Source organism: Paraburkholderia sp. GW821-FHT02A12, assembly GCF_059422005.1.
In genome coordinates this window covers 1,341,213-1,365,132 of record NZ_JBWKWA010000002.1, presented here as the reverse complement: position 1 = coordinate 1,365,132, position 23,920 = coordinate 1,341,213, and the positions used below count along the sequence as shown (strand labels likewise).

Annotated in this window: 23 protein-coding genes; 11 read left to right on the top strand and 12 right to left on the bottom strand. The window is 62.3% G+C overall.

The window, feature by feature from the left end; translation table 11 throughout:
- Positions 1-40: 40 nt before the first annotated feature.
- Positions 41-2,014, bottom strand: a complete 1,974-nt coding sequence (locus tag AC07WT_RS27495; protein WP_494949373.1) for a beta-galactosidase — start codon at positions 2,012-2,014, stop codon at positions 41-43.
- Positions 2,015-2,280: 266 nt separating this feature from the next.
- Here AC07WT_RS27495 and AC07WT_RS27490 point away from each other — a divergent pair, with 266 nt between their 5' ends.
- The gene (locus tag AC07WT_RS27490; protein ID WP_492593200.1) at positions 2,281-2,703 is read left to right on the top strand and encodes an ACT domain-containing protein; all 423 of its coding nucleotides are present in this window, start codon (positions 2,281-2,283) and stop codon (positions 2,701-2,703) included.
- Between the two features lie 98 nt (positions 2,704-2,801).
- Here AC07WT_RS27490 and AC07WT_RS27485 read toward each other — a convergent pair whose 3' ends face one another.
- The 4 genes from AC07WT_RS27485 to AC07WT_RS27470 all read right to left on the bottom strand — a co-directional run bounded on the left by AC07WT_RS27485 (position 2,802) and on the right by AC07WT_RS27470 (position 4,739).
- Entirely contained in the window at positions 2,802-3,143 is a 342-nt protein-coding gene (locus tag AC07WT_RS27485; protein ID WP_494949372.1) for a hypothetical protein, read from the bottom strand.
- Positions 3,144-3,146: 3 nt separating this feature from the next.
- Positions 3,147-3,944: an alpha/beta hydrolase gene (locus AC07WT_RS27480; RefSeq protein WP_494949371.1), complete on the bottom strand. Its 798-nt coding sequence runs from the start codon at positions 3,942-3,944 to the stop codon at positions 3,147-3,149.
- 28 nt (positions 3,945-3,972) lie between these two features.
- Entirely contained in the window at positions 3,973-4,260 is a 288-nt protein-coding gene (locus AC07WT_RS27475; RefSeq protein ID WP_492593203.1) for a GYD domain-containing protein, read from the bottom strand.
- 152 nt (positions 4,261-4,412) lie between these two features.
- Positions 4,413-4,739 (bottom strand): hypothetical protein, encoded by a 327-nt coding sequence (locus tag AC07WT_RS27470; RefSeq protein WP_492593204.1) that lies wholly within the window; start codon positions 4,737-4,739, stop codon positions 4,413-4,415.
- 720 nt (positions 4,740-5,459) lie between these two features.
- On the opposite strand from AC07WT_RS27470, the gene AC07WT_RS27465 reads away from it, so the two are divergent.
- The 3 genes from AC07WT_RS27465 to phbB all read left to right on the top strand — a co-directional run bounded on the left by AC07WT_RS27465 (position 5,460) and on the right by phbB (position 7,537).
- The gene (locus tag AC07WT_RS27465) at positions 5,460-6,047 is read left to right on the top strand and encodes a hypothetical protein (RefSeq protein ID WP_494949370.1); all 588 of its coding nucleotides are present in this window, start codon (positions 5,460-5,462) and stop codon (positions 6,045-6,047) included.
- 48 nt (positions 6,048-6,095) lie between these two features.
- On the top strand, positions 6,096-6,662 hold the full coding sequence (gene phaP, locus AC07WT_RS27460) for a TIGR01841 family phasin (protein ID WP_494949369.1): 567 nt from the start codon (positions 6,096-6,098) through the stop codon (positions 6,660-6,662).
- A 131-nt stretch (positions 6,663-6,793) separates the two neighbouring features.
- On the top strand, positions 6,794-7,537 hold the full coding sequence (gene phbB, locus AC07WT_RS27455) for an acetoacetyl-CoA reductase (protein WP_494949368.1): 744 nt from the start codon (positions 6,794-6,796) through the stop codon (positions 7,535-7,537).
- Positions 7,538-7,642: 105 nt separating this feature from the next.
- Here phbB and AC07WT_RS27450 read toward each other — a convergent pair whose 3' ends face one another.
- The 4 genes from AC07WT_RS27450 to AC07WT_RS27435 form a co-directional block, all read right to left on the bottom strand.
- Complete coding sequence (locus tag AC07WT_RS27450) at positions 7,643-7,852, bottom strand: hypothetical protein (protein WP_494949367.1); 210 nt, start codon at positions 7,850-7,852, stop codon at positions 7,643-7,645.
- A gap of 422 nt (positions 7,853-8,274) precedes the next feature.
- Positions 8,275-8,907, bottom strand: a complete 633-nt coding sequence (locus AC07WT_RS27445; RefSeq protein ID WP_492593210.1) for a response regulator — start codon at positions 8,905-8,907, stop codon at positions 8,275-8,277.
- On the bottom strand, positions 8,904-10,535 hold the full coding sequence (locus AC07WT_RS27440; RefSeq protein ID WP_494949366.1) for a hybrid sensor histidine kinase/response regulator: 1,632 nt from the start codon (positions 10,533-10,535) through the stop codon (positions 8,904-8,906). Before AC07WT_RS27440 ends, AC07WT_RS27445 begins: the two co-directional genes overlap by 4 nt.
- The gene (locus AC07WT_RS27435) at positions 10,532-12,688 is read right to left on the bottom strand and encodes an ATP-binding protein (RefSeq protein WP_494949365.1); all 2,157 of its coding nucleotides are present in this window, start codon (positions 12,686-12,688) and stop codon (positions 10,532-10,534) included. Before AC07WT_RS27435 ends, AC07WT_RS27440 begins: the two co-directional genes overlap by 4 nt.
- 28 nt (positions 12,689-12,716) lie before the next feature.
- On the opposite strand from AC07WT_RS27435, the gene AC07WT_RS27430 reads away from it, so the two are divergent.
- A complete protein-coding gene (locus AC07WT_RS27430; protein WP_494949364.1) occupies positions 12,717-13,712 on the top strand; it encodes a hypothetical protein in 996 nt (331 codons plus the stop codon).
- Here the strand turns inward: AC07WT_RS27430 and AC07WT_RS27425 are convergent.
- Positions 13,709-14,017 (bottom strand): hypothetical protein, encoded by a 309-nt coding sequence (locus AC07WT_RS27425; RefSeq protein WP_494951055.1) that lies wholly within the window; start codon positions 14,015-14,017, stop codon positions 13,709-13,711. The genes AC07WT_RS27430 and AC07WT_RS27425 overlap by 4 nt on opposite strands.
- A 429-nt stretch (positions 14,018-14,446) precedes the next feature.
- Between AC07WT_RS27425 and AC07WT_RS27420 the strand changes: the two genes are divergently transcribed.
- From AC07WT_RS27420 to AC07WT_RS27405, 4 genes are read left to right on the top strand one after another with little or no spacing between them, the layout of a single operon-like run.
- Positions 14,447-15,304, top strand: a complete 858-nt coding sequence (locus AC07WT_RS27420) for a transporter substrate-binding domain-containing protein (protein WP_494949363.1) — start codon at positions 14,447-14,449, stop codon at positions 15,302-15,304.
- Positions 15,301-16,062 carry an amino acid ABC transporter permease gene (locus tag AC07WT_RS27415; protein ID WP_494949362.1) on the top strand — a complete coding sequence of 254 codons (762 nt, stop codon included), beginning with the start codon at positions 15,301-15,303 and terminating at the stop codon, positions 16,060-16,062. The genes AC07WT_RS27420 and AC07WT_RS27415 overlap by 4 nt, the downstream gene beginning before the upstream one ends.
- Positions 16,052-16,903, top strand: a complete 852-nt coding sequence (locus tag AC07WT_RS27410) for an amino acid ABC transporter permease (protein WP_494949361.1) — start codon at positions 16,052-16,054, stop codon at positions 16,901-16,903. The genes AC07WT_RS27415 and AC07WT_RS27410 overlap by 11 nt, the downstream gene beginning before the upstream one ends.
- Complete coding sequence (locus AC07WT_RS27405; RefSeq protein ID WP_494949360.1) at positions 16,890-17,771, top strand: ATP-binding cassette domain-containing protein; 882 nt, start codon at positions 16,890-16,892, stop codon at positions 17,769-17,771. Before AC07WT_RS27410 ends, AC07WT_RS27405 begins: the two co-directional genes overlap by 14 nt.
- A 136-nt stretch (positions 17,772-17,907) precedes the next feature.
- Here the strand turns inward: AC07WT_RS27405 and AC07WT_RS27400 are convergent, their stop codons facing one another.
- Positions 17,908-19,239, bottom strand: a complete 1,332-nt coding sequence (locus tag AC07WT_RS27400) for an LLM class flavin-dependent oxidoreductase (protein WP_494949359.1) — start codon at positions 19,237-19,239, stop codon at positions 17,908-17,910.
- Complete coding sequence (locus tag AC07WT_RS27395) at positions 19,236-20,609, bottom strand: MmgE/PrpD family protein (RefSeq protein WP_494949358.1); 1,374 nt, start codon at positions 20,607-20,609, stop codon at positions 19,236-19,238. The genes AC07WT_RS27400 and AC07WT_RS27395 overlap by 4 nt, the downstream gene beginning before the upstream one ends.
- Positions 20,610-20,917: 308 nt before the next feature.
- Here AC07WT_RS27395 and AC07WT_RS27390 point away from each other — a divergent pair, with 308 nt between their 5' ends.
- Entirely contained in the window at positions 20,918-21,310 is a 393-nt protein-coding gene (locus tag AC07WT_RS27390) for a DUF2946 domain-containing protein (protein ID WP_494949357.1), read from the top strand.
- An 81-nt stretch (positions 21,311-21,391) separates the two neighbouring features.
- A complete protein-coding gene (locus tag AC07WT_RS27385; RefSeq protein ID WP_494949356.1) occupies positions 21,392-23,818 on the top strand; it encodes a TonB-dependent receptor in 2,427 nt (808 codons plus the stop codon).
- Positions 23,819-23,920 lie beyond the last annotated feature (102 nt).

Below are 23,920 nucleotides of genomic sequence, written 5' to 3'. Positions count from 1 at the left end.
GTGGCCGCGGATTTCCCGGTGTTGGCTTCCAGTGCCTTCTTTACGATAGCGTGCGCGCCAGTTCAACCGGTTTCGCTTCCATCTGGTGCAGATCGAAGATGACGACCTCGTTGTCACCCGGCCTCAGCCAGGGTGCTGGACAATACAGGCGCTTTTGCGGACCGACATTCCAGTAGCGGCCCAGATTGTGCCCGTTGACCCAGACCACGCCTTTGGTCCAGTCACGCATGTCGAGATAGGTATCGCCGGCTGTATCCAACGGCAAGGTCGCTTTGAAGAACAGTCCAGCCTTACGGGGGTTCGAGCAGACGGTGCGCAAGTTCGTGATAAACGCAGTATCCATCGGTAACAGGAAGACTTCCCAGCCGGTGAGCGTGTCGCTCGAGCCTTCCGCATCCTGCAGCGTAACCGGTTCGAGAATGCCTTTGCGGTCGATCATCGCGTGGTCATAGTTGACGCGCCCCATGCCCTCGACGAGGATATCCAATGATACGTCGCTGTCCTGCGACGACGACACAAGCGGAACCGTAAGCGGCGCGTGGTGCGTGACATTCAGCGGCTGCGCGCAGTGCTCCGGCATGCAAGCTCTCGACACGCCGCCTACATATTGCTCGCCGACGAAAACGGTCGCGTAGTCGTGAACATCCTTGAGTTCCAGCACACCACCGCGATAGCCCTGCAGTTTCTTGCGATACAGCGCGAAACCAAACGCCTGGCCGTACAACTCGAACGGCTGTGGGTCGACGGTTTGCGCGGCCGGGAGCGCGGCAGGCAGGTTGTCCCAAACGGACGCGCAAAGTTCCGGCATCAAGGCCTGACCTCCTTTGCGCCTGATCGTCGGGACGGGTTTCGGTATATCGGGCAACGGCGTCGAGAGATAGCGGGCAATGACGCGGCGGTACTTCATGTACTTCGACGTCGCCACGCCTTGCTCGCTGATGGGTGCTGCGTAATCGTAGCTGGTAATGTCGGGTTGATATTCGCCTGAATCGGCATCCACGTTTGCGCCGGCATAGAAGCCGAAGCTGGTGCCGCCGTGAATGACATAGAGGTTGAACGACAGCTTCAGTTGCATGAGCGCGTCTAGCGTGCCGGAGATATCGACGGCAGTCCCTTTGAGAGTCTCGTCGCCCCAATGGGTGAGCCACCCTGGATACACTTCACCGGCCATCGCCGGAACGGCCGGAAATTCCCGCCGGACGGCTGCAATTTGCTCTGCATCGCCATTGCTCAATGCAATCGCGCCGCCGGTGACGCTCGTGCGATTCTGTTCAAGCTGCCTGATGCCATCTTCGGTATAGAACGGCCCCTGTATCCCTTCCTGAAGCCAGAGCTGCCGTATCTCTTCAAGGTAAGCCGGGTTGCTGGCGTACGAGCCGAATTCATTCTCGATCTGAATCATCAGGATCGGTCCCCCGTTACTCACCAGCAGTGGTTCGATGCGCGGGCTCAGCTCCCTGATGTAGCGAGCTACCGCCGACATGTAGCGAGGATCGTTAGCGGAGTCGGTCCTGAGCTGGATGTCCGGATAACTCAACAGGTACGACGGAATGCCGCCCAGATCCCATTCGCCGCAGATATAGGGACCCGGCCGCAGCAACACCCACATCCCCTCCTGCTGGCACAGTCGAATGAATGCTTCGATGTCGCGGTTCCCTGTGCGGAAATCGAAAATGCCTGGACTCGTTTCGTGGTAATTCCACATGACGTAGAGGGCGATGCAGTTCATCCCCATCGCCCTGGCCATCAGGATGCGATGCTGCCAGTATTCGGCCGGGATGCGGGCGGGATGCATCTCCCCGCTGCGGATCTGGAAAGGCTCGCCGTCGAGCAGGAAGCTTTCGCCGTCCTGGCTGAAAGAAAAAGTGTGTCCGCTTTTGACTGTTGGGGCTGGGATGTCGACTGCGGAAGTTCCGGTCAGGCTGCTGTTCGGGTCATTGCCGCCATCGCGTGCCAACCTGGCTGGCAGGAGCGCGGTGAATGCTGAGGATTCTCTTGTGTCCATTGATTGCATTTCCCAAGATGCTATCGAGACGTGGCGCAGCGGCGCCGGCTATATCGGCAGCTTGCCGGAAGAAGCGTCGCATGACGACAAACCGAAGCGGGTGGTTTCCTGGGCGCACAGTGCCGGCGTTGCATAGCATCAAACCTGGCAGTGCCGGCCCGGGGATTCCCGGCATTCCCGGCATTCCCGTGTGTCGCTTACGCTGCCGGCCTTGCTCGCGTGCCGTTGGTGAACTAGATTTTTATAGTGAGATGCATCAGGCGGGAGGGACTGCCATGGAACTGAGCGTAGAACGCGTCGATGTTTGGGCAGCTACCATCGAGGACAAACCGGGCGGGCTTGCGTATGTATTAAGCGCGTTGCGGGATGCTGGCGTAGACTTGCAGTTCGTCGTCGCACGTCGCACGCCGGAAGCATCGGGCAAGGGGGTCGTGTTTGTCGCCCCGCTGCAGGGGGACAGGGAGATCCAGGCCGCGACACAGGTGGGGTTCACCGTCACCCCGAGCCTTCACTCCGTCCGTGTAATGGGTCTGGACCAGTTGGGGATCATCGCGCAATTGACCCAGATGCTGGCAGACGGGGGGATCAACCTCCGCGGCGTTTCCGCCGCTGTACTTGGCACACAGTTCATTGCTTATCTCGCGGTCGACTCGCTGGACGATGCCGAACAGGCGATGGACATTCTGCAGAGGGCCTGAAGGGCCCGTGCCGGACCGCGAACTGGCCTGGTTCTTCCTATCGAGGGTGCTCCCGCGAGGTATGGCCACGGTCGCGGAGAATCGTCGCGCTGTGGCGATCACCGCCCGGTCAGCATCCGGAGGATTTTCTGTACGATGCGCTCATGCTGCTCCAGCGCCTCATCGAGCGTACCTGCTCCATAGCTCTTGTTGTCTCGCGCTTGCATTCCGGCGATGCGCGTCACGAACAGCAGGGCCTCCCCGGTACTCGTTTCGGACGCACCGCAGAAGCGGGTCGTAACCGTCACGCCGGATTCTTCCAGCAACGTGCGGCGGAAGATCAGTTCGTTCTCAGACATCCAGCGCGACCACTCGCTGCGGTCGAACACCTCGACAGGCCGGTTCTTCTCATCGAGGACGTAGAACCGTTCCCACCTGGGCGGGACAGAGCGGGATTTCATATTTCAATGGGAAGGCGCGAGCAGGAAGCCGATCGCCTCCTGCCACCAGGTATCGTCGACGTGCCCGATCCAGTCGTTATGTTCAGCCGCCTTCACGACCATCAGTTGTTTCGGATCGGCCAGCGCGTTGTAGAGCGCCTCGCCGAAGCGCGCGGGGACGATGCTGTCGCTTTCCGCAACCACGACGAGAACAGGGCGGTCGAACGACGCCAGGTGTGTCACGCTGTCGTATCGGTCGCGCAGCAGCCACTTCACGGGGAGCCACGGATAGTGGTAAGCAGCGACGTGCTCGAGCCGATCCCATGGCGTGATGAGCAGTAAGCCGGCGGTCTTGTCGCGTTCGCGCGAGCCGGCCGAGGCCACCACGCCGGCCCCGAGCGATTCACCGATGAGCAGCAGCGGCGTGCCGTAGAGGCGATGCGCAAGCGCGATGGTCTGTTGGGCATCGGCCACCAGACGCTCTTCGCCCGGCGCGCCGTCGCGTGGCCCGTAGCCAGGATATTCGGCGAGGATCACGCGTAGCCTAAGCCGGGTGAGCGCCGCGGCATAGAACGAACGGTGTCCGGCGTGCCCTGCATTGCCGTGAAAGACGATGGCCGTGCCGTACGCCTTTCCGGCCGGCTCGGCCACGAGGCCCCGAAACGCCTCAGGTGTCGGCCAGGCGCGAAGTCCGCCGGACGCGAGGTCCTCGATTGCGGCCTTCTCAGGGAAGTAGATAAAACGATCCTGCAAGATGGCGACTCCTGCGAACACGGTCAGACACGCTACGGTGAGACGCAGCATCAACCCGGTAAACTTCATCGCCTCGAGCCCGATCCATCGATCTCCGTTACAGTGCCGCGATGAACTCGTGCCACGGCGTGGCTTGCAGGGTCTCGGTGGCGGCGTGTCCGTAGCCTCGGATGATCAACGCTGCCAGCTCGAGCTGTTTCAGATCGGTCGACTCAACAACGTCCACGACGTCGAAGCGCCCGAGTGTCAGATAGCTGTCCTTCCAGGTGACGGCAGGGCATGCGGTCCTGATCTTCTCGGCCACTGTGGCGGCGAGTTGCTTCAGGTCCTCGGGATCCTTGAACGCGTCAGGAGCGAGACGGCTGAGGATGACGTACGTAGCCATGACATACCTCCGTGCAAAAAATTGCTCCGCAATCGGGCACGGCAGTCATGCGAAAGCAAACGGCCGCGCGTCAAGCGGACGCGTTGCTGCGCGTCTTGATGGCGCCGAAGTGTAAATAGCCCCGGCGGGTTGGACCGGGGCCGTCAGGTAGGTCAGTGCAGCTGTCGCTTCAGGTCAGAAAGTTCCGAATGCATCGAACTGACTGCATCCATGATCCTGGCATCGAGACTGCCGGCTTTTTGGCAAGCGCGCTCTGCACGATCACCGATCCGTTCGAGATCATCGACGCACTGCCGGATTCGATCCTCATCCTTGGACGACATGACCTTCTTTGCTGATTTGCATTCCTTATCGAGCTCATCCACCCAGTTCATCAAGTCCTTCGGAATCGCCGCCTCGGCATGGCAGGTCCGCGATGCCTCGCTGACGGTTTGCTGCAGATGAGTAAAGCGCTTCTGGATTTCACTGGCTTGCAACATGATGCCCCCTTCTTGAACATCAGTTCCAGATGAATTCGGGCAGCAGATGACGGTGTGTTGCCCGTGCCATGGCCATTCGCCCGCTTCAATCGGCTGCCGGCGACGTTGCATTGCGTCAAAAGGGGCACCCGAGCGCGCGAAAGACGCTTTTCTAGTGTAGGTCATAATCGCTCGCCTGCTCCGATGTGCCCCCGAGGCCCGTGCGTTGGACTATCAACGATCGGTTCCCTGCGACTTAAGGAGGCCCAGTCCATCGCACTTCCACGAAGCAGAGACTTTAATGCGACAACGCCTCTGGCGCCCCTTCACTCCAACCCCATTTCCACACCCTGCTCATCGACCCGGTCAACGCGGCCATGCGTTCACCAGATTGGTGACGTTGACCGTGCCAATGCCGGTAGCGAAGTCCCAACCGACACCGGCGCTATTTGATTCGTTCTCCACCCAGCGAACAATATTCACATTGGAATTGTTGTCCAGAATTACGCTCGCACAAGGATCCCCTGCTTTGACGCATGCCTCTGCGTCAAAGAGAAAATGCGTTTGAATCGCGCGTTCTTATTCAAACGAATTCTTGACGAATTATTTACCGATCGGCATCGACTCGCCATATACGTGATTTTCGATTGGATTTCGAAGAAAGTTAGACCTATAGTACGGCTCAGACATGAATGTAAACGACGTCATCGAGCAGTATTCGAAAATGTACCGGGGGTGGGCATGGGTATATTGATCGATGAAGAGATCGCGCACATCGAGTGCGTGATGCGTCCGTCGTTATGCGGGTTTGAAGGCGGTCCGATTCTGTCGGCCGAATATTGGCGCAGACGGCTCCATCAGCTACTCGACTCTTACCACCTGACTAAAGTCCAGTTATGCTCGATCGATAGCCTGCTCCTGCAGTTGAACCGGTTCGACGCAGAGCAGCCTGACGCGCCGAGCCGTCGACGGCGCCCTCGTACAGGAACTCACACACGCCTCTACCTTGTGACGCCCGCTGGCAACTCGGCGAACAAGCGGCATCAGGCTGTGCTTCCCTCACCGGTTGACGAAGCAGACCGGTGGGACACGTCGATTTCGCTCGCGGTGGCCGTGCAGGAATTGTTGGAGGATGGCCTCGCCGCCACGCTGAAGGCCGTAAGTGCCGGACATGTATTGCTCGGCGTTCAGGCGATGAGGTTGGCGCAGATTTCGGGGTTTGAGGTATGGCGGGATGGCATAACGCAACAATTGCAAACGAAGCGGCTCTACGCTCCGTATGCGCCCGTTATCGAAGATCCTGTGACGCTAGCCGACTTCATCGAATGAAAGGTTTTCCTCAACGTGCCTTTTACCTGTCACTTCCGGGAGCAAGCGATGAATCTGTGGAATCCTGAGCAAAACGCAGTGATCCAACAAGCCAACACAGAAGCATCGTTTGCTTTGGCAAACAAGACCGTCGAGATCTTTCAGAAGGTGATCGAACTGAACCTGAAAACCGCCCGGTCGAGTATCGCCGAAACCAAAGAGGTGATGCTCAAAGCGTTATCGGGAGACAGTCCGCAAGAATGGAGCAAGCCGCACAGTGGCGCGGCGGAACTGATCGTGCCGCAAATCCACTCGTATTTCAGTCAATTAATCGCCATTGCATCAAATTCCCAACTGGAAATTGCAAACATCGCCAATGACCATTTCGTCGGGCAGCAGCAAAAATTGCAAGAGCTGATCGACGGGGCCGCGCAGTATGCGCCTGCTGCCGCGGAAACCGCCACCTCAGCCTTGAAGTCTGCGATTTCCGCCGCAGGCGCCTGGTACGAGACGACGCGCAAGGCCTCGCAACAAACGATCCTCACTGCCGAAAACAACGCCGAAGCAGTGAGTGCGGCCGTGTCGAGAACCACCAGGCAGGCGGTCGAGCGGGCTTCTCGCGCGACATCGAAGTAATCGTTGTCTCCGGCCAGGAGGTTCGCATCCGTAAGCCGGCGAGCGGTGGATTTCATGGTGCGGCGATGCCCCAGGACTTTCGGGTTTCCATTCGCCGCTGTCTCCGTTTATTCGATGATCAGGTCACGAAAATGACAAAGCAGATCGTACTTGTCACGGGCGGAACTGGCGGGATTGGCGAAGCCATCAGCATCAAACTCCACGATGCGGGCTATACGGTCCTGGTGACGTACTCGCCGAAAAACACCGGCGTCGACGCATGGCTTGCAGACATGGAGGCCCAGGACCGCCGGTTCAAGGCTTATCCGGTCGATGTGGCCGACTATGAATCGTGCGCAAAGTGCGTCGCGAGAATCCTCGCTGAAGTAGGCCCGGTAGACATTCTGGTCAACAACGCCGGCATTACGCGAGACGCAGTTTTCAAAAAGCTGGACAAGGTCGACTGGGACGCGGTCATCCGCACCAACCTCGATTCGGTCTTCAACATGACGAAGCCCGTATGCGACGGCATGGTCGAGCGCGGCTGGGGGCGCGTTATCAACATATCCTCGATCATCGGCTCCAAAGGCGGCTTCGGCCAGACCAACTATGCGGCCGCGAAAGCAGGTATCCACGGATTCACGAAATCGCTGGCGCTCGAAGTCGCGAAAAAAGGCGTGACCGTCAACACCATCTCGCCCGGATTCATCGCGACACGGATGGTAATGGCAGTGCCGCAGGACGTCCTCGAAACCAGGATCATCCCCCAGATACCCGTCGGACGACTGGGACAGCCCGCAGAAGTCGCCGCGCTTGTCCTGTACCTGTGTTCGCGCGAGGCAGGTTTTCTGACCGGGGCAAACATTGCCCTCAACGGCGGTCAGCATCTCCAGTGAGCTGACTGGCCGATGCACACGCCATGCGCAGGTCGCTTACCGCCCAACTATGCCGCCGCCGGGCAGGGGTGGGCGAAAGCTCGTCTGCGGCGTGCACCGCAAGACTCAATGCACGACGCCGAAAAACGCTTCGGCGCCTTCGACCGGCGTGAGTCCCACCTTGAAATAACCCTCGAGCCGTTCGGCCGTCGCGTCGCTCAACGTGAACGGCGGGCGGACGAAGCCGACCGAAACGGCGTGGTCGTACCACGCCAGCATCCACGTCCGCAGTTCCAGCTCGTTCTGCGAAAGGCAGTTCGGATTGTCTTCAGCCATGTGTCGTCTCCTTCGCCGTCAGCGCCTCGTCCAACGGCAAGCCGGCGGCAATCATCGAAGGACGCGCGGCGCCGGGTGGAAAAACATGCCAGGTTCTATCAGTGTGGCGGAAGAAAAACAGAGCGAGCGGGCCGCCCGGCCGTTGCACCTCGACACACACGCGGCGTGTCCGGCCAGATTGCGAACGATGCGTCAACAGTATCCGGACCGGCTGGACGCTCGCCGCACCCAGCAATTTCTCGACCAGTCCGCGTAACGATTTTTCTCCCACGACAGGCTGCGCTCCATGTTGCCCATAACGCATCGTAAGACGCGCTTGCTGGCGGCTCAGTCGGGAGCGGCGGATAGTTCATTCAGGAACAACTGATTCGAACGTCAGGATTTCCCTAACACGCTGACCAGGATGATTCATCAGACTAGCGTCATTCGGCGGCCAGACCGTGCCTGATCGCATAGCGGATCAGTTCGGCGTTATTACTGAGACCGAGCTTCTGCATCAGGCGCATCTTGTGCGTGCTGATGGTCTTGGCGCTGAGCGAGAACGTGTCCGCGATGTCGTTGATGCTCTTGCCGACCGCCAGCATCTGCAGCACCTGGAATTCACGATCGGAGAGGATGTCGTGAGGCGGCGCATCGCCCGAGTGGGTCTCGAAGATGATCGCGTCGACGAGCTTCGGATCGATGAAGCGCCCGCCGGCAGCAAGCTTGCGAATCGCGGCAAGCAGCACCTCCGGATCGCTGTCCTTCGTCACGTAACCGGTCGCGCCCGCACGCAACGCGCGCGAGACGACCTGCGCCTCGTTGTGAATGCTCAATACGAGGACCGGCAAGGCCGGCTGATCCGCGCGCACGCGGCGGATCAGATCGACCCCGCTGATGCCCGGCATCGTCATATCGAGCAGCAGCAGATCGACGTGACTCGTGCGCAGCTTGTCGACGACCTCCGAGCCTTGAGCGGCCTCGCCGGCGACGACGATATCCGTCGTGGTCGCGATGATCTGTTTCAGGCCGCCACGCACGATCGCATGGTCATCTGCAATCAGGATCTTGATCATTTGTCTACTTTGTCATCTAACGGAATGTGGATTGAAACTGCCGTGCCCGCGCCGGGCGCGCTGTCGATCAGCAGTGATCCGCCAATCGCTCGCGCGCGCTCGCTCATGCCGAGCAGGCCATAGGAATAACTCTTGCGCGCCGCTTCCTGATCGAAGCCGCAGCCGTCGTCGCTGACATGCAGATCGAGGGCCGTCGCGGAGCGTGTCAGCGTCACGTCCGCTCGCGTCGCGCTGGCATGACGCGCGACGTTGGTCAGCGACGCCTGGACGATGCGGAATACCGCCGTCGCGAACGCATCGGGAAGCACAGGCTCGCTGCCGTTGATCCGGAACTGGCAGGGAACGCCGCTGTGCCGGCCGAAATCTTCGACCAGCCACTCCAGCGCCGACACGATCCCGAAGTTCAGCGCGGCAGGCCGCAAATGACTCGCGACGTTGCGCACCATCCAGATGGTTTTTTCAACCAGTTCGCGCATGCTGTCGGCCTTTTTCATCGCCTCCGGGTCGTTGCCGAGACGCATCCTGAGCAGCGAGACGTCCATCTTCAGCGCGGTCAGCAACTGACCCAGCTCGTCGTGAATTTCCATCGCGATGCGCTTTCGTTCCTCTTCGCGGATGGCTTCCATATAGGCCGACAGTTCGCGCAGCTGTTCGCGCGACTCGAACAGCGCCTGCTCCATGCGCTTGCGTTCGGTGATGTCGTTCAGACCGACATAGATCGCCGGCGCATCGTCGTAGGTCGCCACCCGGGCCGTCGCGATCGCCCAGAATACCGTGCCGTCCAGCCGCCTGAGCTGGACTTCCGTGTCGCGGAAACTGCCCTCTTCGCGCAGATGCTGCACCAGCCTGTCGCGCTCCGCCGGATTCTCGTACAGGTCCACGATGCTGGTGACCGGGCGGTCGCGCGCGTCGATACCGAATAGCTCCCGCAACGGCTCATTCGTATAGAGAATCTTGCCGCCGGGCATCGACGTGATGCACAGCGGCACCGGACTCGTCTCGACGATGGTGCGAAACCGCCCTTCGCTCGACAGCAGTTTCGCCTCGGCCCGCCTGCGCTCGTCGATCTGCGACCGCAGGCGCGCATTCGCCCGCGCCAGTTCGTCGGTGCGTTGCGCGACGCGCTCCTCCAGGCCGTCGCGCACGCGGGACAGCGCCGCCTCGGCCTGCTGGCGCACCACCACTTCGCTCTGCAGCTGCCGGTTGCGGGCAACCAGCTGCCTGTGCATGGCGCGCAGCGCCAGATGCGTGTCGATGCGCGCCATCATTTCGTTGATGCGCACCGGCTTGGTCACATAGTCGACGCCGCCCGCCGCGAAGCCTTCGACCATGTCCTCGCTGCCGGTGAGCGAGGTCATGAAGATCACGGCAATATCGCGCGTCGCCTCGTTCATCTTGAGCCGGCGGCAGGTTTCGAAACCGTCGATGCCCGGCATTTTCACATCGAGCAGGATCAGATCTGGCTGCGCAAACTGCGCGCGCTCGAGCGCTTCCGCGCCGTCGAGCGCGACCAGCACGCGAAACCCGCGGTCCACGAAACTGTCGACGACCACGCCCAGACTCGCGGGCGTATCGTCGGCGATGAGGATGGTGGGTGGCTCACCCGGATGGGGGGAGGTCTCGTTCATGGTGCCGGCCTGCGTTCCATATGCTGCTCGACGAGTTGGAGAATCGCTTTCGACTGATAGCCTTTCGCCAGTTGACGAAGCTGTGCCGCGAACGACGCATAGAGCGGGTTGAGCGCGGCGACACGTTCGGCCCACAGCACGATCTCCCGCATATTGCCATCGCGGGCGAGGCGGTGCAGTTCGCTCATTTCCGCGGCCGGCACGGCCAGCTGCCGCTCCCGCGACGCACCGGGCGCGACCGACGGTGCCTGTGGCGCATAACTCCACGTGAGCGACAACAAGGCGGCGATCTGCGCGAGCAGCTTGTCGAAATCGACCGGCTTGGAGAGGAACGCGTTCACGCCGGCGGCGAGGCTGTTTTTCTCATCGGAGCCGGACGAACTCGCGGACACCGCGATGACAGGCAACTCGGCAAAACCGGAGATCTGCCGCAGCCGGCGGGTGGTCTCGAGACCGTCCATTTCGGGCATGACGATGTCGGTCAGGATCAGCGACGGCCGTTCGCTTTGCGCCTTCTCGAGCCCTTCGCGGCCGGTTTCGGCTTCAACGGTCTCGAAGCCGAGCTTCGTCAGAAACTCGACGACGACCGCGCGATTGACCGGCACGTCGTCGATCACCAGAACCTTCCGACGCGGGCCCAGGTAGCCCGTTTCGACCCGGGCGGCCGGAGCAGCGGGCATGGCGGCCGGTTCGGCGAGCGCCGGAGCCAGTTCGAACCAGAAGGCGCTGCCGTGTCCCACGCGGCTCTCGACGTGGATATCGCTGCCCATGGCGCGCACGAATTGCCGGCTGATCGCGAGACCGAGCCCGGTGCCCCCGACGCGCCGCTCGAGGCCGCCGACCTGCTCGAACGGTTCGAATATCTTCTCCAGCTGGTCGGCGCTCACGCCGATACCGGTGTCGCGCACGTCGAAACGCACCTTGCCGGCCCCGGTTCGCGCGATCCGCAGGCTCACCTCGCCGTGGTCCGTGAACTTGACCGCGTTCGCGAGCAGGTTGAGCAGGACCTGGCGCAGCCGGCGTTCGTCCGCGCGCACGGCGGACGGCACACCAGGCGCGATCTCGCAGATGAATGCAAGCTGCTTCTGCTCCACCTTCACGCCGATGATCTCGCGAATCACGTCCACCAGGGCGGAGAGCGGCACGTCGCCGATCTCGATGCGCAGTTTGCCTGCTTCGAGCTTGGTGAAATCCAGCGTGTCGTCGATCAAGGCCAGCAGATGTTCGCCGCTGCGCTGGATCACCGCCACCCCTTCACGTTGCCGCTCGCTCAGCGTGGGGTCGCGCCGCAGGATCTGCGCATAGCCGAGGATGCCGTTGAGCGGCGTGCGCAGCTCGTGACTCATGCTGGCGAGGAACTCGCCCTTGGCGCGGTTCGCCGCTTCGGCCGAACGCCGCGCTTCGCGCTCGGCGGCGGCGTCGCGCTCTTCGAGGTAGCGGCGATGCAGCCGCGCGCCCATATCGTTGAACGCGGCCACCACCCGGTCGAGCTCGTCCGGTTTGCGCGGCGGCCGGCGCTGCAGGCTGAAAGGCCGTGGCGGCTGACGAAAATCGTAGCCGCCGACGGTCCGCGCGAAAGCACCGAGATGCCGCGTCACGAGCCGCGACAGGATGTAGATCGTGAACAGCGAAACCAGGAAAGTATTGGCCGCCTGGCTCACCAGAATGACGAGCGCGGTCTGCTTCAGCTCATGGTAGAGATTGATCAGCGTCGCCTCGACGTAGAGCGTGCCGATTCGCTGCTCCTTGCCCTGAACCCGGTAGAGCAGCGGAACCTCGCGTTTCAAGGACGGCCCCGCCTCGCGCCGCCCCGCCGTCACCACCATCGGGAACTGCGCCGTGTCCGTCTCGCGCACCTCGGCGACGCGAATGTCGGCGAGACGCAGAATGCCGTCGAGTTCAAGTTGCAGCTGCGCGCGGTCGAGGCGCCACAACGCCTCGCCCAGACTGTCGCGATAGCTTCTGTCGATATCGGCAAGGCGATTCTCGACCCGTTCGATACCGCTTTCATAGTCGCGGTAGAGTTGAAATCCGGTCAAAATCAGCGTAACCACACAACTGAACAGCAATACCGTCGCCAGCAGCCGCAACACGACGCTGCGGCGAAAGCGATCGAACGAACTCCACAAGGCGCCAAACATGTTGAGAGCCATATCCCCCCGCGAGTGCTCTGGATCTCTTTTGTTCTATTCTGCGCTCGTCGCCGATTCGCGGTCTACAGCCGGCGACTCCCGCGGCGTTCCTTCCGCCGTCAAGCGATCCCGCCCCGGCGCCCTCTCTCCGCGCGCGTGGAGCATTGCGGCCCTACGCGCCCTGCTCGCCGGATTGACGATCTGCGCCGCGCTGATTCCGGCGGCGTTCGCGCAGGATATCGTCAAACCGCTCAAGTCCGAAGAATTCCTCGTCCGCTACGCCTACCCGTTCGAACTTCTGACGGAAGTGCTCACCCGCACCACAGCCAAGTATGGCCCCTACGTCGAACAGCCTTACACCGACGCCATTTCGGTGGCCCGTTCGCACATGGAAGCCGTCAAGGGCGAGCGCATCAACGTGATGATCAGCGACGCGGGACACAAAGAGTTCGACGAGGGCATGATCCCGATTCCGTTTCCGATCGACAAAGGGCTGCTTGGCTACCGCGTCGCGCTGATCGCCGCCGACAACCAGCCGAAGATCGACGCGGTCGGCACGCTCGACCAGTTTCGCAAGCTATCCATCGGACAAGGCAGCGATTGGGGCGACGTGCGCGTGTATGAGTACAACCATGTGCCGGTCAGGACGGCGGAAACGTACGATTCGCTTTTTCTCATGCTTCTGCACCGGCGTTTCGACCTGTTCCCGCGCGGCGTGACCGAGGCGCCCCAGGAATTACGTGTTTACGGCGCACGCTACCCGAACCTCGCGATCGATCGTCATCTGCTGATCAGGTATCCGTTTGCCCAGTTTTTCTACGTTAGTAAATCGGAACCGCGCCTCGCCGCGCGCATTCGCGACGGGCTCGAACAAATGGTGCGGGACGGCAGCTTCGATGCCTTCTTCAACCGGCACTTCAGCCAACAGTTGGCCGCCTTGAAACTGAAAGACCGGACACTCGTCGAACTTCAGAATCCGTTCCTGCCGAAGTGGGTTCCGCTGTCGCGCAAGGAACTCTGGTTCGATCCCGCAAGCCTGCGCTAGCCGATTGCCGTTATCCGCTCGGGCGCGACGCCGAATGCGAGGATCTCGTCAACACAATCGGCCAGTTCGCGGAGCGCCTGCGACGTCTCCCGGCTCAGTGTTTCGGGATGCGATTTTCTGAGTTCGCGCAACGTTTCGCCAAGCCGCCTGATGGCATGCGGTCCGCTATCCAGAAGCGGCCAGCAATGCAGCAGATAACCCAGCGGCGTCACACTCCTGTTTTCGCACCATGTGTCGAACAGGTGCAGACAGATCGAGTTGATGTGCTCCACCTCGTTTTCGCGTCCGGACAAATAGGGAATCATGGGAGGCAACCGCATGGACGATTCGATATTTCATCCTAGGCTGGCGACGGGCGTGATGCAGTCAGGAAGCACGGAAAATCGGCACTACACATCCTGAATCGAGCATAAGGAAATCCTTACCCCTGTATGACGCCCTTTTTCCGGGGCCGCCCTCTCCGAGCCGGTGTTACGCGTCAACTGGCCACGTCTGCGTTCGGAGCGGGCTTATGCAGAGATTATGCAGAGAAAATGTAGGCGCGATGGGCAGCCGGCAGGTTTGGGGAGCGCGCGCCATGCCGCAAGAAGTCGTCGCAACGTCAGATACGACGCTTAAACATCGGCGCCGTCTGCACAAATGCGCGAACCAGATAACGGTATGAAAATTGATTGGTTCTTTCCTGAGCCTAGCATGCCGAGAATAGGCGATCCTGAATTCCGCCTATCCTTTTCATGTTCAACGCACCGCATCGCATCACGCTCCACCGCGCTCTGCGCGCCTTCACTGTCCTCGCCGCTGTCCTCGCCGCATTCACCGCCGGCGCCGCGCACGCGGACAGCACGCTCGATCGCATCCATCAGCGCCACAAGATCGTGATCGGCGTGATCCTGTCCGGGCCGCCGTTCGGTTCGCTCGACCCCGCCACGCAAAAGCCGCTCGGATTCAACGTCGATCTCGCCGAAGACGTCGCGAAGCGGCTCGGCGTCGAAGTGGAACTGACACCGGTGCAGCCGTCGAATCGTGTGCAGTTCCTGCAGCAAGGCAAGGTGGACGCGCTGATCGCCAACATGGAAGTCACGAAGGAGCGCGCGGAGATTTTCTCTTATCCGCCCACGCCGTTCGAGGAAATCGGTGGCGCGCTCATTACGCGTAAAGACAGCGGCATCAAGACGTGGAGCGACGTGCGCGGCAAACCGGTATGCGTATCCCAAGGCAGCAACTACACCAAACCGCTCGCCGGGCAATACGGCGCACAGGTGAAGGCATTCCGCGGCCAGCCGGAATCGCTGCTCGCGCTGCGCGGCAATAACTGCGTCGCCGCGGTGCACGTCGCGCCGACCTTGCGCCTGCTCGTCGCGCGCAATCCGGACTGGAAGGACTACACCATCCCCGTATCGAACGATCTGATTCCGTCGCCGGCCGTGATCTGGGTGCGCAAGGGTGAAACCGACACTCAGAACGCGCTGGAAAAAATCGTCCAGGACTGGCACCGCAGCGGCTGGCTGATCGATGTCGAGCGCAAGAACGCGATGCAGCCTTCGCAGGCCGTGCTCGACCTGCACGAGAAGTACAAGGCGCAACGTACATGAGTGCAGCGCTTGCAGGCTTCTCGCAAGCCGCCGCGACGCTCGTCGATGCCATCGGCAAGATCGGCCTGAACTACAGCTTCGTGCTCGACGCGGACGAACTCGCATCGTTCCTGCACGGCATGCTGGTCACGCTCGAGTTGTCGCTCGTCACGGCGCCCGGCAGTCTGGCCGCCGGTGTCGTGCTGGCTGCCATGCTGACTTCGCCGCGCGCTGCGCTGGCGCGCCCGGCGCGTGTCTTCGTCGAGATCACTCGCAATACGCCGACCCTCGTGCAGCTGTTCTGCGCGTTTCTGGTGACCAACATGCTGATCAGCGAGGCGCTGCGCGATCTCGGCGGCAATCCGTTGACGCCGTTCATCTGGAGCGCGATCGTGATCTCGCTGCACAAAGGGGCGTTTCATGCGGAAGCATTGCGCGCCGGCATCGAAGCCGTGCCGCGCGCTACGCTGGAAGCGGCGCAGTCGCTCGGCTATAGCCGGCGCCAGCGCCTGTGGGGCGTGCAATTGCCGCTCGCGGTGCGGTTCGCACTGCCGGCGCTCGTCAACAATATGGTGGATCTGGTCAAGATGACCACCGTCGCCTCGGCGATCGCCGTCGGCGACATCACCTATGCGTCGATCATGATCTGGACGCAGCGCGACAACGTGCTCGAACTGATGATCCTGATCCTGCTGTTTTTCAGCGCGTTGACCTTCGCGGTCAACCGCGCGGGACGCTGGCTCGAGGCGCGTTTGAGGATGCCCGGCTATGGCCACTGAAACGCGCTCAACGCCCGTGCGGGGCGAACGGCGCCGCCCTGCCGCGCGCCTTGCAGCCCGCCTTGGCGCCCGTCTTGGCGCCCGCTTTGGCACATTACTCGCAGTCGTTGGCGTCGCCGCGCTGCTTGCGGTGATCGAGCACGGGACCGCCTATGGCCGCCACCATGCGACGCTCAACGCGCTCATCACGTGGGCGCCCGCGCTCGGCAAATCGCTGTGGGTCAACATCGAAATCAGCCTGCTCGCGATCGCGTTCGGCACCCTGGCCGGCCTCGTGCTCGGACCGCTGCTGCTGTCGCCGCTGCGGATCGTGCGCGTCGTCACGCGCGGCTACGTGCAGGTGTTCCGCAACGCTCCGCTGCTCGTGCTGATCTATTTCTCGACCTACGTCTTCCCGTTCGAAATCGCGATCGGCCATCACACGCTGCCGTTCCCCGACTGGTTCAAGGTCACGCTCGGTCTCGCGCTGCCCGCCAGCGCCAACTTCGCGGAGATCTTCCGCGGCGCGATCCAGTCGATCCCGCACGCGCAGTGGGATGCCGCGCGTTCGCTCGCATTCAGCCGCACGCAGGTATTCCGCTGGATCATCCTGCCGCAGTGCGTGAAGCGAATGCTGCCGCCGTGGATGAATCTCTACGCCAGCATCACCATGGCGACCGCGCTCGCGTCGCTGGTCGGCGTGCACGATTTGCTCGACACCGCACAGGTCGCCAGCAATACGGTGGCGCGTGCGGATTTCACGGTCGTCGTCTATTTCGCCGTGCTTGGATTGTTCTTCGCGTACTGCTATCCGATTGCGCGCCTGACCCGTTTCATCGAAAAACGTTATGCCTTCAGTTGACGCCTCAGTTGACGCCTCAGTTGACACCTCACTTGCCGCCTCTTCCGCCGCGCGCCCGCTGGTACGGTTGCGCGATGTGCATCTTTCATTCGGCGCCAATCCGGTGCTCAAGGGTATCGACCTCGACGTGTTCCGCGGTCAGGCCGTGTCGATCATCGGTCCGTCGGGTTCGGGCAAATCGACGATCCTGCGTTGCATCACAGGACTGCTGCGCCCCCAGCAGGGCGAGATCGAAGTCGACGGCACGCGCGTCGATCAACTCGCGTCCGAACGCGACGAGATCGAACTGCGCAAACGTGTCGGCTTTGTGTTCCAGCAGTACAACCTGTTTCCGCATCTGAGCGTGCTCGACAATCTGGTCGTCGCACCGGTGCGTATTCTCGGCCGCGACAAGGCTGCCGCAACCCGCACCGCTTACGACCTGCTGAAGAAAGTGCGCCTCGCCGATAAAGCGCGTGCGTATCCGGGCGAGTTGTCGGGCGGACAGCAACAGCGCGTGGCGATCGCTCGCGCGCTCGCCATGCAGCCGGATCTGATCCTGTTCGACGAGGTGACCTCCGCGCTCGATCCTGAGACCGTGGGTGAAGTGCTGACCGTGATACGCGATCTGGTGCGCGACGGCATGACCTGTGTGCTCGTCACGCACGAAATGCGTTTTGCCGAGGAAGTCAGCGATGCGGTTTACTTCACCGAAGCCGGGGTGATCGTCGAGCAGGGTCCCGCTGAACGGCTGTTTCGCGCGCCGGCGAACCCGCGCACACAGGCGTTTCTGGCGCACACGCCGGGTGTGCTGGGTGTGTTGGACACGGCACTTGCAGCGCAACCGCGTGTACCGCTGCAACTGGATCTGAGCCGTTTCGCGATCTGAGCGTCCCTGGCCTCAGGTGGGGACTGATTCAACAGGACTAACCCAACGAGACTAACTCAGCGAGACTAACTCAACGACGCTGCGATCCAAAGGCGCGGCGCCTGTTCAACAGGCGCCGCGTTTTTCTTCGCCGGATTCAGCGGACCGCGTAACGGCTGGCGGGCCGCTGCAAGCCAAGGTGATCGCGCAGCGTCGTGCCGCTGTACTCGGTGCGGAACAAACCGCGCCGTTGCAATTCGGGCACCACGAGTTCGACGAAATCGTCGAGGCCGCCGGGGAAATACGGCGGCATGATATTGAAGCCGTCGGCGGCCTCGCCGGTGAACCACTCCTCGAGCGCGTCCGCGACCTGCACCGGCGTGCCCCACACAATACGGTGCCCGCGCGCGCCGGCCACGAGGTAATAGAGTTCGCGCAAAGTCAGATTCTCGCGGCGCGCGAGATCGGTCAGCAGTTTGGCGCGGCTTTTCAACTGATCGGATTCGGGCAGCTCGGGCAGCGGACCGTCGAGCGGATACTTCGACACGTCATGGCCGAGCCGGTCGGATAGCAGCGACAATGCGCCGGAGGTGTCGGTCCATTGCTGCAATTGCGCGTACTTGTCCTTCGCTTCCTGCTCCGTTCTGCCGATGACAGGAAACACGCCGGGCATCACGTGCAGTTGTTCGCCCTCGCGGCCGAACTTCGGCAGACGGCTCTTGAGGTCGCGGTAGAAGGTCTGCGCTTCTTCGATCGTTTGCTGCGCCGTGAACACCACTTCGGCGGTACGCGCGGCGAGATCCTGTCCCGGTCCCGACGAACCAGCCTGAATCACCACCGGATGTCCCTGCGGCGGACGCGACGCATTCAGCGGCCCTTTCACCTTGAAGAACTGCCCTTCATGGTCCAACGCATGCACCTTGGCGGGATCGAAGTAGACGCCGCGCGTCTTGTCCTTCACGAGCGCGTCGTCGTCCCAGCTGTCCCACAGTCCTTTGACGACATCGACGAATTCGCCCGCCATTTCATAGCGCAATGCGTGCTCCGGATGATTGCCGCGCGTGAAGTTCGCGGCTGTGCGATCGTATGAAGTCGTCACCACGTTCCAGGCCGCGCGGCCGTTGCTCAGATGATCGAGCGACGCGAATGCTCGCGCGACGTGATACGGCTCGCTATACGTGGTCGACGCGGTGGCGGCCAGCCCGATGTGGCGCGTGCCCATTGCAAGCGCGGACAGCAGGCACAGCGGCTCGAGCCGCATCGCCATCGACGGATGCGCATCGGGTCCGCTCGTCAGGCCGTCGGCGAGAAAGACCATGTCGAACTTCGCGCGCTCGGCGGTCTGCGTGATGCGTTGCATCAGCGCGAGATTCTCGCTGCCGGCCTGCGCATCGGGATGACGCCAGCCGGCGACGTGGTGCCCCGCGCCCTGAATGAAGAGCCCGAGGCGCATCTGCCTGCGGGTAGCGTTACTGTTGGTCGTGGTCATACGCTGACTTGTGCGAAAGCTGTGAAAAGAGAAGCGAGATCGGCAGCGCTTTGCATCGTGTCGATCAGTGAAGGAATGAATGCGAGCCGCCGGCTGTGACCGGTGGCGTCCGCGAATTTCGCGTGCAGATCCTCGGCGCTATAAAGACGGTCCGTCGTGTGGCTCAGCGCCGTGCCGTTGCGCAGTTCGATCTCGATGGTCGAGAACCGCGTGGCCGGATCGGTCGAGGCACGCGCGGCTGTTTCGTCATGACGGCGCGTCACGCGCGCGGCGAGCGCGATCAGGTCGTCACGCACGGGAACGTCGGCGAACGTCGCGACGCCGGGTGAGCCATCCGTCAGCGCGGCGGCCACTGCGTATTCGACGCTGAAACGCGCCTCGAGACCCGTTGCCGGCAGACGGTTCGCCAACGGCGTGTCGCCGCCCGGGGGAAACGTCACCGTCACGCGTTCGATATCACGCGGCGTCAGCCGGTGCAGCTCGCGCAACGTCAGCGCGGCATGCACCGCGTAGTGCGTCGCCGTGCAGCACGCCCACGGCTTGAAATACAGTCCTGGCGTGACGATTTGCCAGGGCGCGCCCCATCCTTCGAGCACGCGCTCCGGCTGCGCGGCGCCGCCGCTGAACACGGCGAAAAAACCAACCGGCCCATCGAGCGCGCCTGCGGATCCTTGCAGGCCGGCCGCCGCCAGTTCGGCCGCGAACACGCCCGCGCGCGCGGCGAGGCCGGCATGCAACGGCTTCGCCTCGCTGCCGAACTGCAGCCTCAGTCCAGCCGACTGCGTGGCCGCGAGACCGAGCGCATTCTCGACGGCCGCCGCGTCGAGCCTCAGAAGAAACGATGCAGCCGCGGCGGTGCCCAAGGTGCCCAGCGTCGCGGTATTGTGGAACCCTTGCTCGTAGTGGCGGCTGCCCAGCGCCAAGCCGAGTCGCGCCATCGTTTCGACACCCACGACGTACGCGTCGAGCAATTCGAGCGCACTGCTGCCGCGCATTTGCGCGAGCGCGAACAGCGCGGGCAGCAGCACGGTTGCCGGATGACCGCGGACGCTGCTGTGCACGTCATCGTAGTCGAGCGCATGTCCGGCGTAACCGTTGAGCAAGGCGGCCTGTTGCGCCGACGCGCCGGCCGCGCTGCCGATTACCGACGCTTCGCCGCGTGAATCCTGGCCGCTCACCGTCAAGAGTTTTCGATAGCCGGGGTCGCGGGCGCCGGCGAAGGCCGCCGCGAGAAAGTCGAGCATGCCGCGTCGCGCCGCGGTGATCGCGGCTGGGTCATTGGACGGGACTGCGTTCGCGATAGCGGCTGCCAATTGCCGCGTGATGCCGGCAGCCGGTTCCGCCGGAGTGGATGGGCAGAGGCGTGACATGTCGAAAGGATGAAGTCGTGGAAGATCGCATATGGAGCCTTGCGCGCCGCCTGCTCGACGCCAGTCTTGCAAAAGGCATCCGGACAAGTCGGCCGCGTGCGGGCGCCAACGCTCCAGACGTCGAATGCTAACCAGGCACCGGCTCATGCCCAAACAAGATTTCCCGCTTTCGATATCGCAGATTCAGCGTTGCTCCAGCAGACGGCGCTGCCCATGCCGCGCATACCCCGCCGACATTCCACGCACGACGCCGCCGGAGACGATCGCACCAGGATGTTAGAATCCGGCGCGTCTTTTCGCTCACCATCATGACTCCACGCTCCCGCAACCGCATGACCGCATGGCTTGGCCTGATCGCCATGTGGCTCGTCGTGTTCGCTCCGGTCGTCAGTCAGATGCTGGTGTCGGGGCGCGCACACGAGCCGGTGGCCGCGCTCTGCTCGGCGCTCCAGCCGCGGGATTCCGTGCAGGCGAGCCATGCCGGCCAGCCTGCTGTGCATCTGAGCCACGACGATGCATTCGGCGCGTGCGGCTACTGTCACCTGTTCGAGCATCACGTCGCGATGCCCACCCTCGCGCCGGCTGAACCGCCGGTTGCGCTAGCCGTCGTCGGCTCCGCGCCGCCCACCCTCTCTACCCGCTTCACCCCGCTCGGCGCGTTCCCATCCGGGCGCCCAAGAGATCCCCCCGCCGTTTCCTGATCGCTGTCGTTCCTGATCGCGTCTCATCGCGCCCGTCGAGGGCGCGCGCGATCGTCTGTTCAATGCATCCAGGAAACGTCCATGTTCAACTTCGCTTGGCGAAGGCTGCCCTTTTGCGCCCGCCACGGCGCGCGGCGCGTCACATCCGGCCGCTCGCCGCTGTCATTCATTCCGGCCTGCATGCCAGTACTTGTTCCTGCGTTTGTTCCCGCGCTTTTCCCCGCGTTTCTTCCAGCCTGGATTCCAGCGCTGATTCCGGCATTCATCCCATCGCCCGCTCACGCGGACAGCGCGATCGCCGATGCCACCCTGCCCCCGGTCACGATCAGCGCCAAAGCGAGCGCCGCGCCACGCGCTGTCGATCCGAACACGCCGGCCTCGGTCGAAACCGTGACACGCGAACAGTTCGACAACTGGAACGTCGTGAACACCGAGGACGTGCTGAAGTACATGCCGAATCTCGCGGTACGCAAACGCTTTATCGGCGACCTGAACTCGATCATCGCCGTGCGCGGCACCAGCAACACGCAAAGCGCGCGGGGCCTCGTCTACGCCGACGGGCTGCTGCTCAGCAATCTGCTCGGCAACAGCTATTCGTTTCCGCCGCGCTGGTCGATGGTCTTTCCCGACGACATTCAACAGGTCGACGTGCTCTACGGGCCGTTCTCCGCGCTGTATCCGGGCAACTCGCTCGGCGCCACCGTGCTCATCAGCACGCGCATGCCGAAGCAGTTCGAAGCCAATGTCGACGTCAAGGCCTTCACCCAGCATTTCAGCCTGTTCGGCGTGAATCAGAACTTCAACGGCAGTGAAGCGAGCGCGTCGATCGGCGACCGGATCGGCAAATTCTCCTGGCTGCTCGGCGTGAACCATCTGGACAATACGAGCCAGCCCCTGCAATTCGCAACGCTCGCGAAATCCAGCACACCCGCCAAAGCCGGCGATACGCCGGTCAACGGCGCCTACTTCTACAACAATCAGACCAACACGCCGACCGCCGTACTCGGGGTCAACGGCGAAGGCATCGAGCATACGGTGCAGGACCAGTTCAAGCTGAAGATGCAGTACGACTTCACGCCCACGCTGCAAGCCGGCTTTACGCTCGGCTACTGGCATCAGACCTATAACAGCCAGACTTCGACGTTGCTGCGCGACGCCAGCGGCAATCCGGTCTACAGCGGCAAGGTCGCGATCGGCGGCTACGAATACACGATTCCCGCTGCCGCACTCGCACCGAGTCTCGGCCATAGCGAGAACTGGCTATACGGCGTGTCGCTGAAAACGCACAACGCCACCGGCTGGAATGGCGAAGCGCTCGCGTCGTACTACGACATCGGCAACAGCGTGGCGCGCACCGCCAGTTCGGGGGCGCCGGGCAACGGCCCCGGCACGGTGATTTTCGGCGACGGCACCGGCTGGAAGACGCTCGATCTCCGAACCACCTACACACCGGCTTCGCCAGAAGCGGGCCTGGCGAACCACCGGCTAAGTTTCGGCTATCACTACGACAACTATTTTCTCGAGAACGAAAGCTACAACACGCTGAACTGGCGGGACGGCGCGGCCACTACGTTTGCCAACGCGTTCGCCGGCAAGACACAGACACAGGCGCTGTACGCGCAGGACGCGTGGCGCTTTTTGCCGCGCTGGAAGTTCGTCTACGGCGTGCGCTATGAGGACTGGCAGGCCTATGACGGCTCGCAGGCGCGGCCGGGCATGACGCTTCCGTATCGCGACGCTAACCAGCATCACTTCTCACCGAAAGCGTCGTTGTCGTTCGACGTCACCGACGATCTGAGCTTGCGCGCGTCGATTGGCCGCGCGTATCGCTTCCCGACCGTCAGCGAACTGTTCCAGGGGCAAATCAACGGCTCGTCGATCGTCAATAACAATCCGAACCTGCAGCCCGAAGACGATCTGTCGAAGGAGCTGACTGCCGAATGGGCGCACTGGAACGGGCTATTCCGTTTCTCGCTGTTTCAGGACGACGTGAAGAATACGATCTTCAGTCAGACCGATACGACCGTGATCCCTAACGTAACGAACTTCCAGAACATCGGCAAGGTGCGCGCGCGCGGCGTGGAAACCAGTTACCAGGGGCAGGATGTGTTCGTGCGCGGACTCGATCTCATCGCGAGCGTCGCTTATACGCAATCGAAGATCATCGCGAACGCGCAGAACCCGGCGACGCTCGGCAAGTATTTCTACCGCATTCCGCTGTGGCGCGCCAATCTCGCTGCGACGTATCACATCGACGAACGCTCGGCCGTCACGCTCGCCGCGCGCTACTCGGGGCGCGAGTACAACACGCTGACCAACACCGACACGAATCCGGATGTATTCGGCGGCACCAGTACGTACACCGTCGCGGACGCCAAATTCACCTTCAGGCCCACCAAGCTGAGCGAACTCGGCGTCGGCATCGACAACCTGTTCGACGCGCGTTACTTCGTCTACCACCCGTATCCGGGCCGCACCTTTTACGTCGAAGCGAAGCTACGTATGTGAGCGCGGCTTTGCGCGCACATGCGCTCCCGTCCGTTCAGAAAACCCTGCGCACCAACACGCCCGTGGCGCAGGGTCGCTCGAAAGATCGATGACTGCCCTCAC

What these genes read in the sequence shown, in the direction of transcription:
- AC07WT_RS27405 (WP_494949360.1), top strand. Translation starts at nt 16,890, where the DNA reads ATGCCTTCAGTTGACGCCTCAGTTGACGCCTCAGTTGACACCTCACTT.
- AC07WT_RS27440 (WP_494949366.1), bottom strand. Translation starts at nt 10,535, where the DNA reads ATGAACGAGACCTCCCCCCATCCGGGTGAGCCACCCACCATCCTCATC.
- AC07WT_RS27410 (WP_494949361.1), top strand. Translation starts at nt 16,052, where the DNA reads ATGGCCACTGAAACGCGCTCAACGCCCGTGCGGGGCGAACGGCGCCGC.
- AC07WT_RS27395 (WP_494949358.1), bottom strand. Translation starts at nt 20,609, where the DNA reads ATGTCACGCCTCTGCCCATCCACTCCGGCGGAACCGGCTGCCGGCATC.
- AC07WT_RS27480 (WP_494949371.1), bottom strand. Translation starts at nt 3,944, where the DNA reads ATGAAGTTTACCGGGTTGATGCTGCGTCTCACCGTAGCGTGTCTGACC.
- AC07WT_RS27490 (WP_492593200.1), top strand. Translation starts at nt 2,281, where the DNA reads ATGGAACTGAGCGTAGAACGCGTCGATGTTTGGGCAGCTACCATCGAG.
- AC07WT_RS27465 (WP_494949370.1), top strand. Translation starts at nt 5,460, where the DNA reads ATGGGTATATTGATCGATGAAGAGATCGCGCACATCGAGTGCGTGATG.
- AC07WT_RS27495 (WP_494949373.1), bottom strand. Translation starts at nt 2,014, where the DNA reads ATGCAATCAATGGACACAAGAGAATCCTCAGCATTCACCGCGCTCCTG.
- AC07WT_RS27420 (WP_494949363.1), top strand. Translation starts at nt 14,447, where the DNA reads ATGTTCAACGCACCGCATCGCATCACGCTCCACCGCGCTCTGCGCGCC.
- AC07WT_RS27400 (WP_494949359.1), bottom strand. Translation starts at nt 19,239, where the DNA reads ATGACCACGACCAACAGTAACGCTACCCGCAGGCAGATGCGCCTCGGG.
- AC07WT_RS27450 (WP_494949367.1), bottom strand. Translation starts at nt 7,852, where the DNA reads ATGGCTGAAGACAATCCGAACTGCCTTTCGCAGAACGAGCTGGAACTG.
- phaP (WP_494949369.1), top strand. Translation starts at nt 6,096, where the DNA reads ATGAATCTGTGGAATCCTGAGCAAAACGCAGTGATCCAACAAGCCAAC.
- AC07WT_RS27470 (WP_492593204.1), bottom strand. Translation starts at nt 4,739, where the DNA reads ATGTTGCAAGCCAGTGAAATCCAGAAGCGCTTTACTCATCTGCAGCAA.
- AC07WT_RS27415 (WP_494949362.1), top strand. Translation starts at nt 15,301, where the DNA reads ATGAGTGCAGCGCTTGCAGGCTTCTCGCAAGCCGCCGCGACGCTCGTC.
- AC07WT_RS27435 (WP_494949365.1), bottom strand. Translation starts at nt 12,688, where the DNA reads ATGGCTCTCAACATGTTTGGCGCCTTGTGGAGTTCGTTCGATCGCTTT.
- AC07WT_RS27390 (WP_494949357.1), top strand. Translation starts at nt 20,918, where the DNA reads ATGACTCCACGCTCCCGCAACCGCATGACCGCATGGCTTGGCCTGATC.
- AC07WT_RS27425 (WP_494951055.1), bottom strand. Translation starts at nt 14,017, where the DNA reads ATGATTCCCTATTTGTCCGGACGCGAAAACGAGGTGGAGCACATCAAC.
- phbB (WP_494949368.1), top strand. Translation starts at nt 6,794, where the DNA reads ATGACAAAGCAGATCGTACTTGTCACGGGCGGAACTGGCGGGATTGGC.
- AC07WT_RS27485 (WP_494949372.1), bottom strand. Translation starts at nt 3,143, where the DNA reads ATGAAATCCCGCTCTGTCCCGCCCAGGTGGGAACGGTTCTACGTCCTC.
- AC07WT_RS27445 (WP_492593210.1), bottom strand. Translation starts at nt 8,907, where the DNA reads ATGATCAAGATCCTGATTGCAGATGACCATGCGATCGTGCGTGGCGGC.
- AC07WT_RS27385 (WP_494949356.1), top strand. Translation starts at nt 21,392, where the DNA reads ATGTTCAACTTCGCTTGGCGAAGGCTGCCCTTTTGCGCCCGCCACGGC.
- AC07WT_RS27475 (WP_492593203.1), bottom strand. Translation starts at nt 4,260, where the DNA reads ATGGCTACGTACGTCATCCTCAGCCGTCTCGCTCCTGACGCGTTCAAG.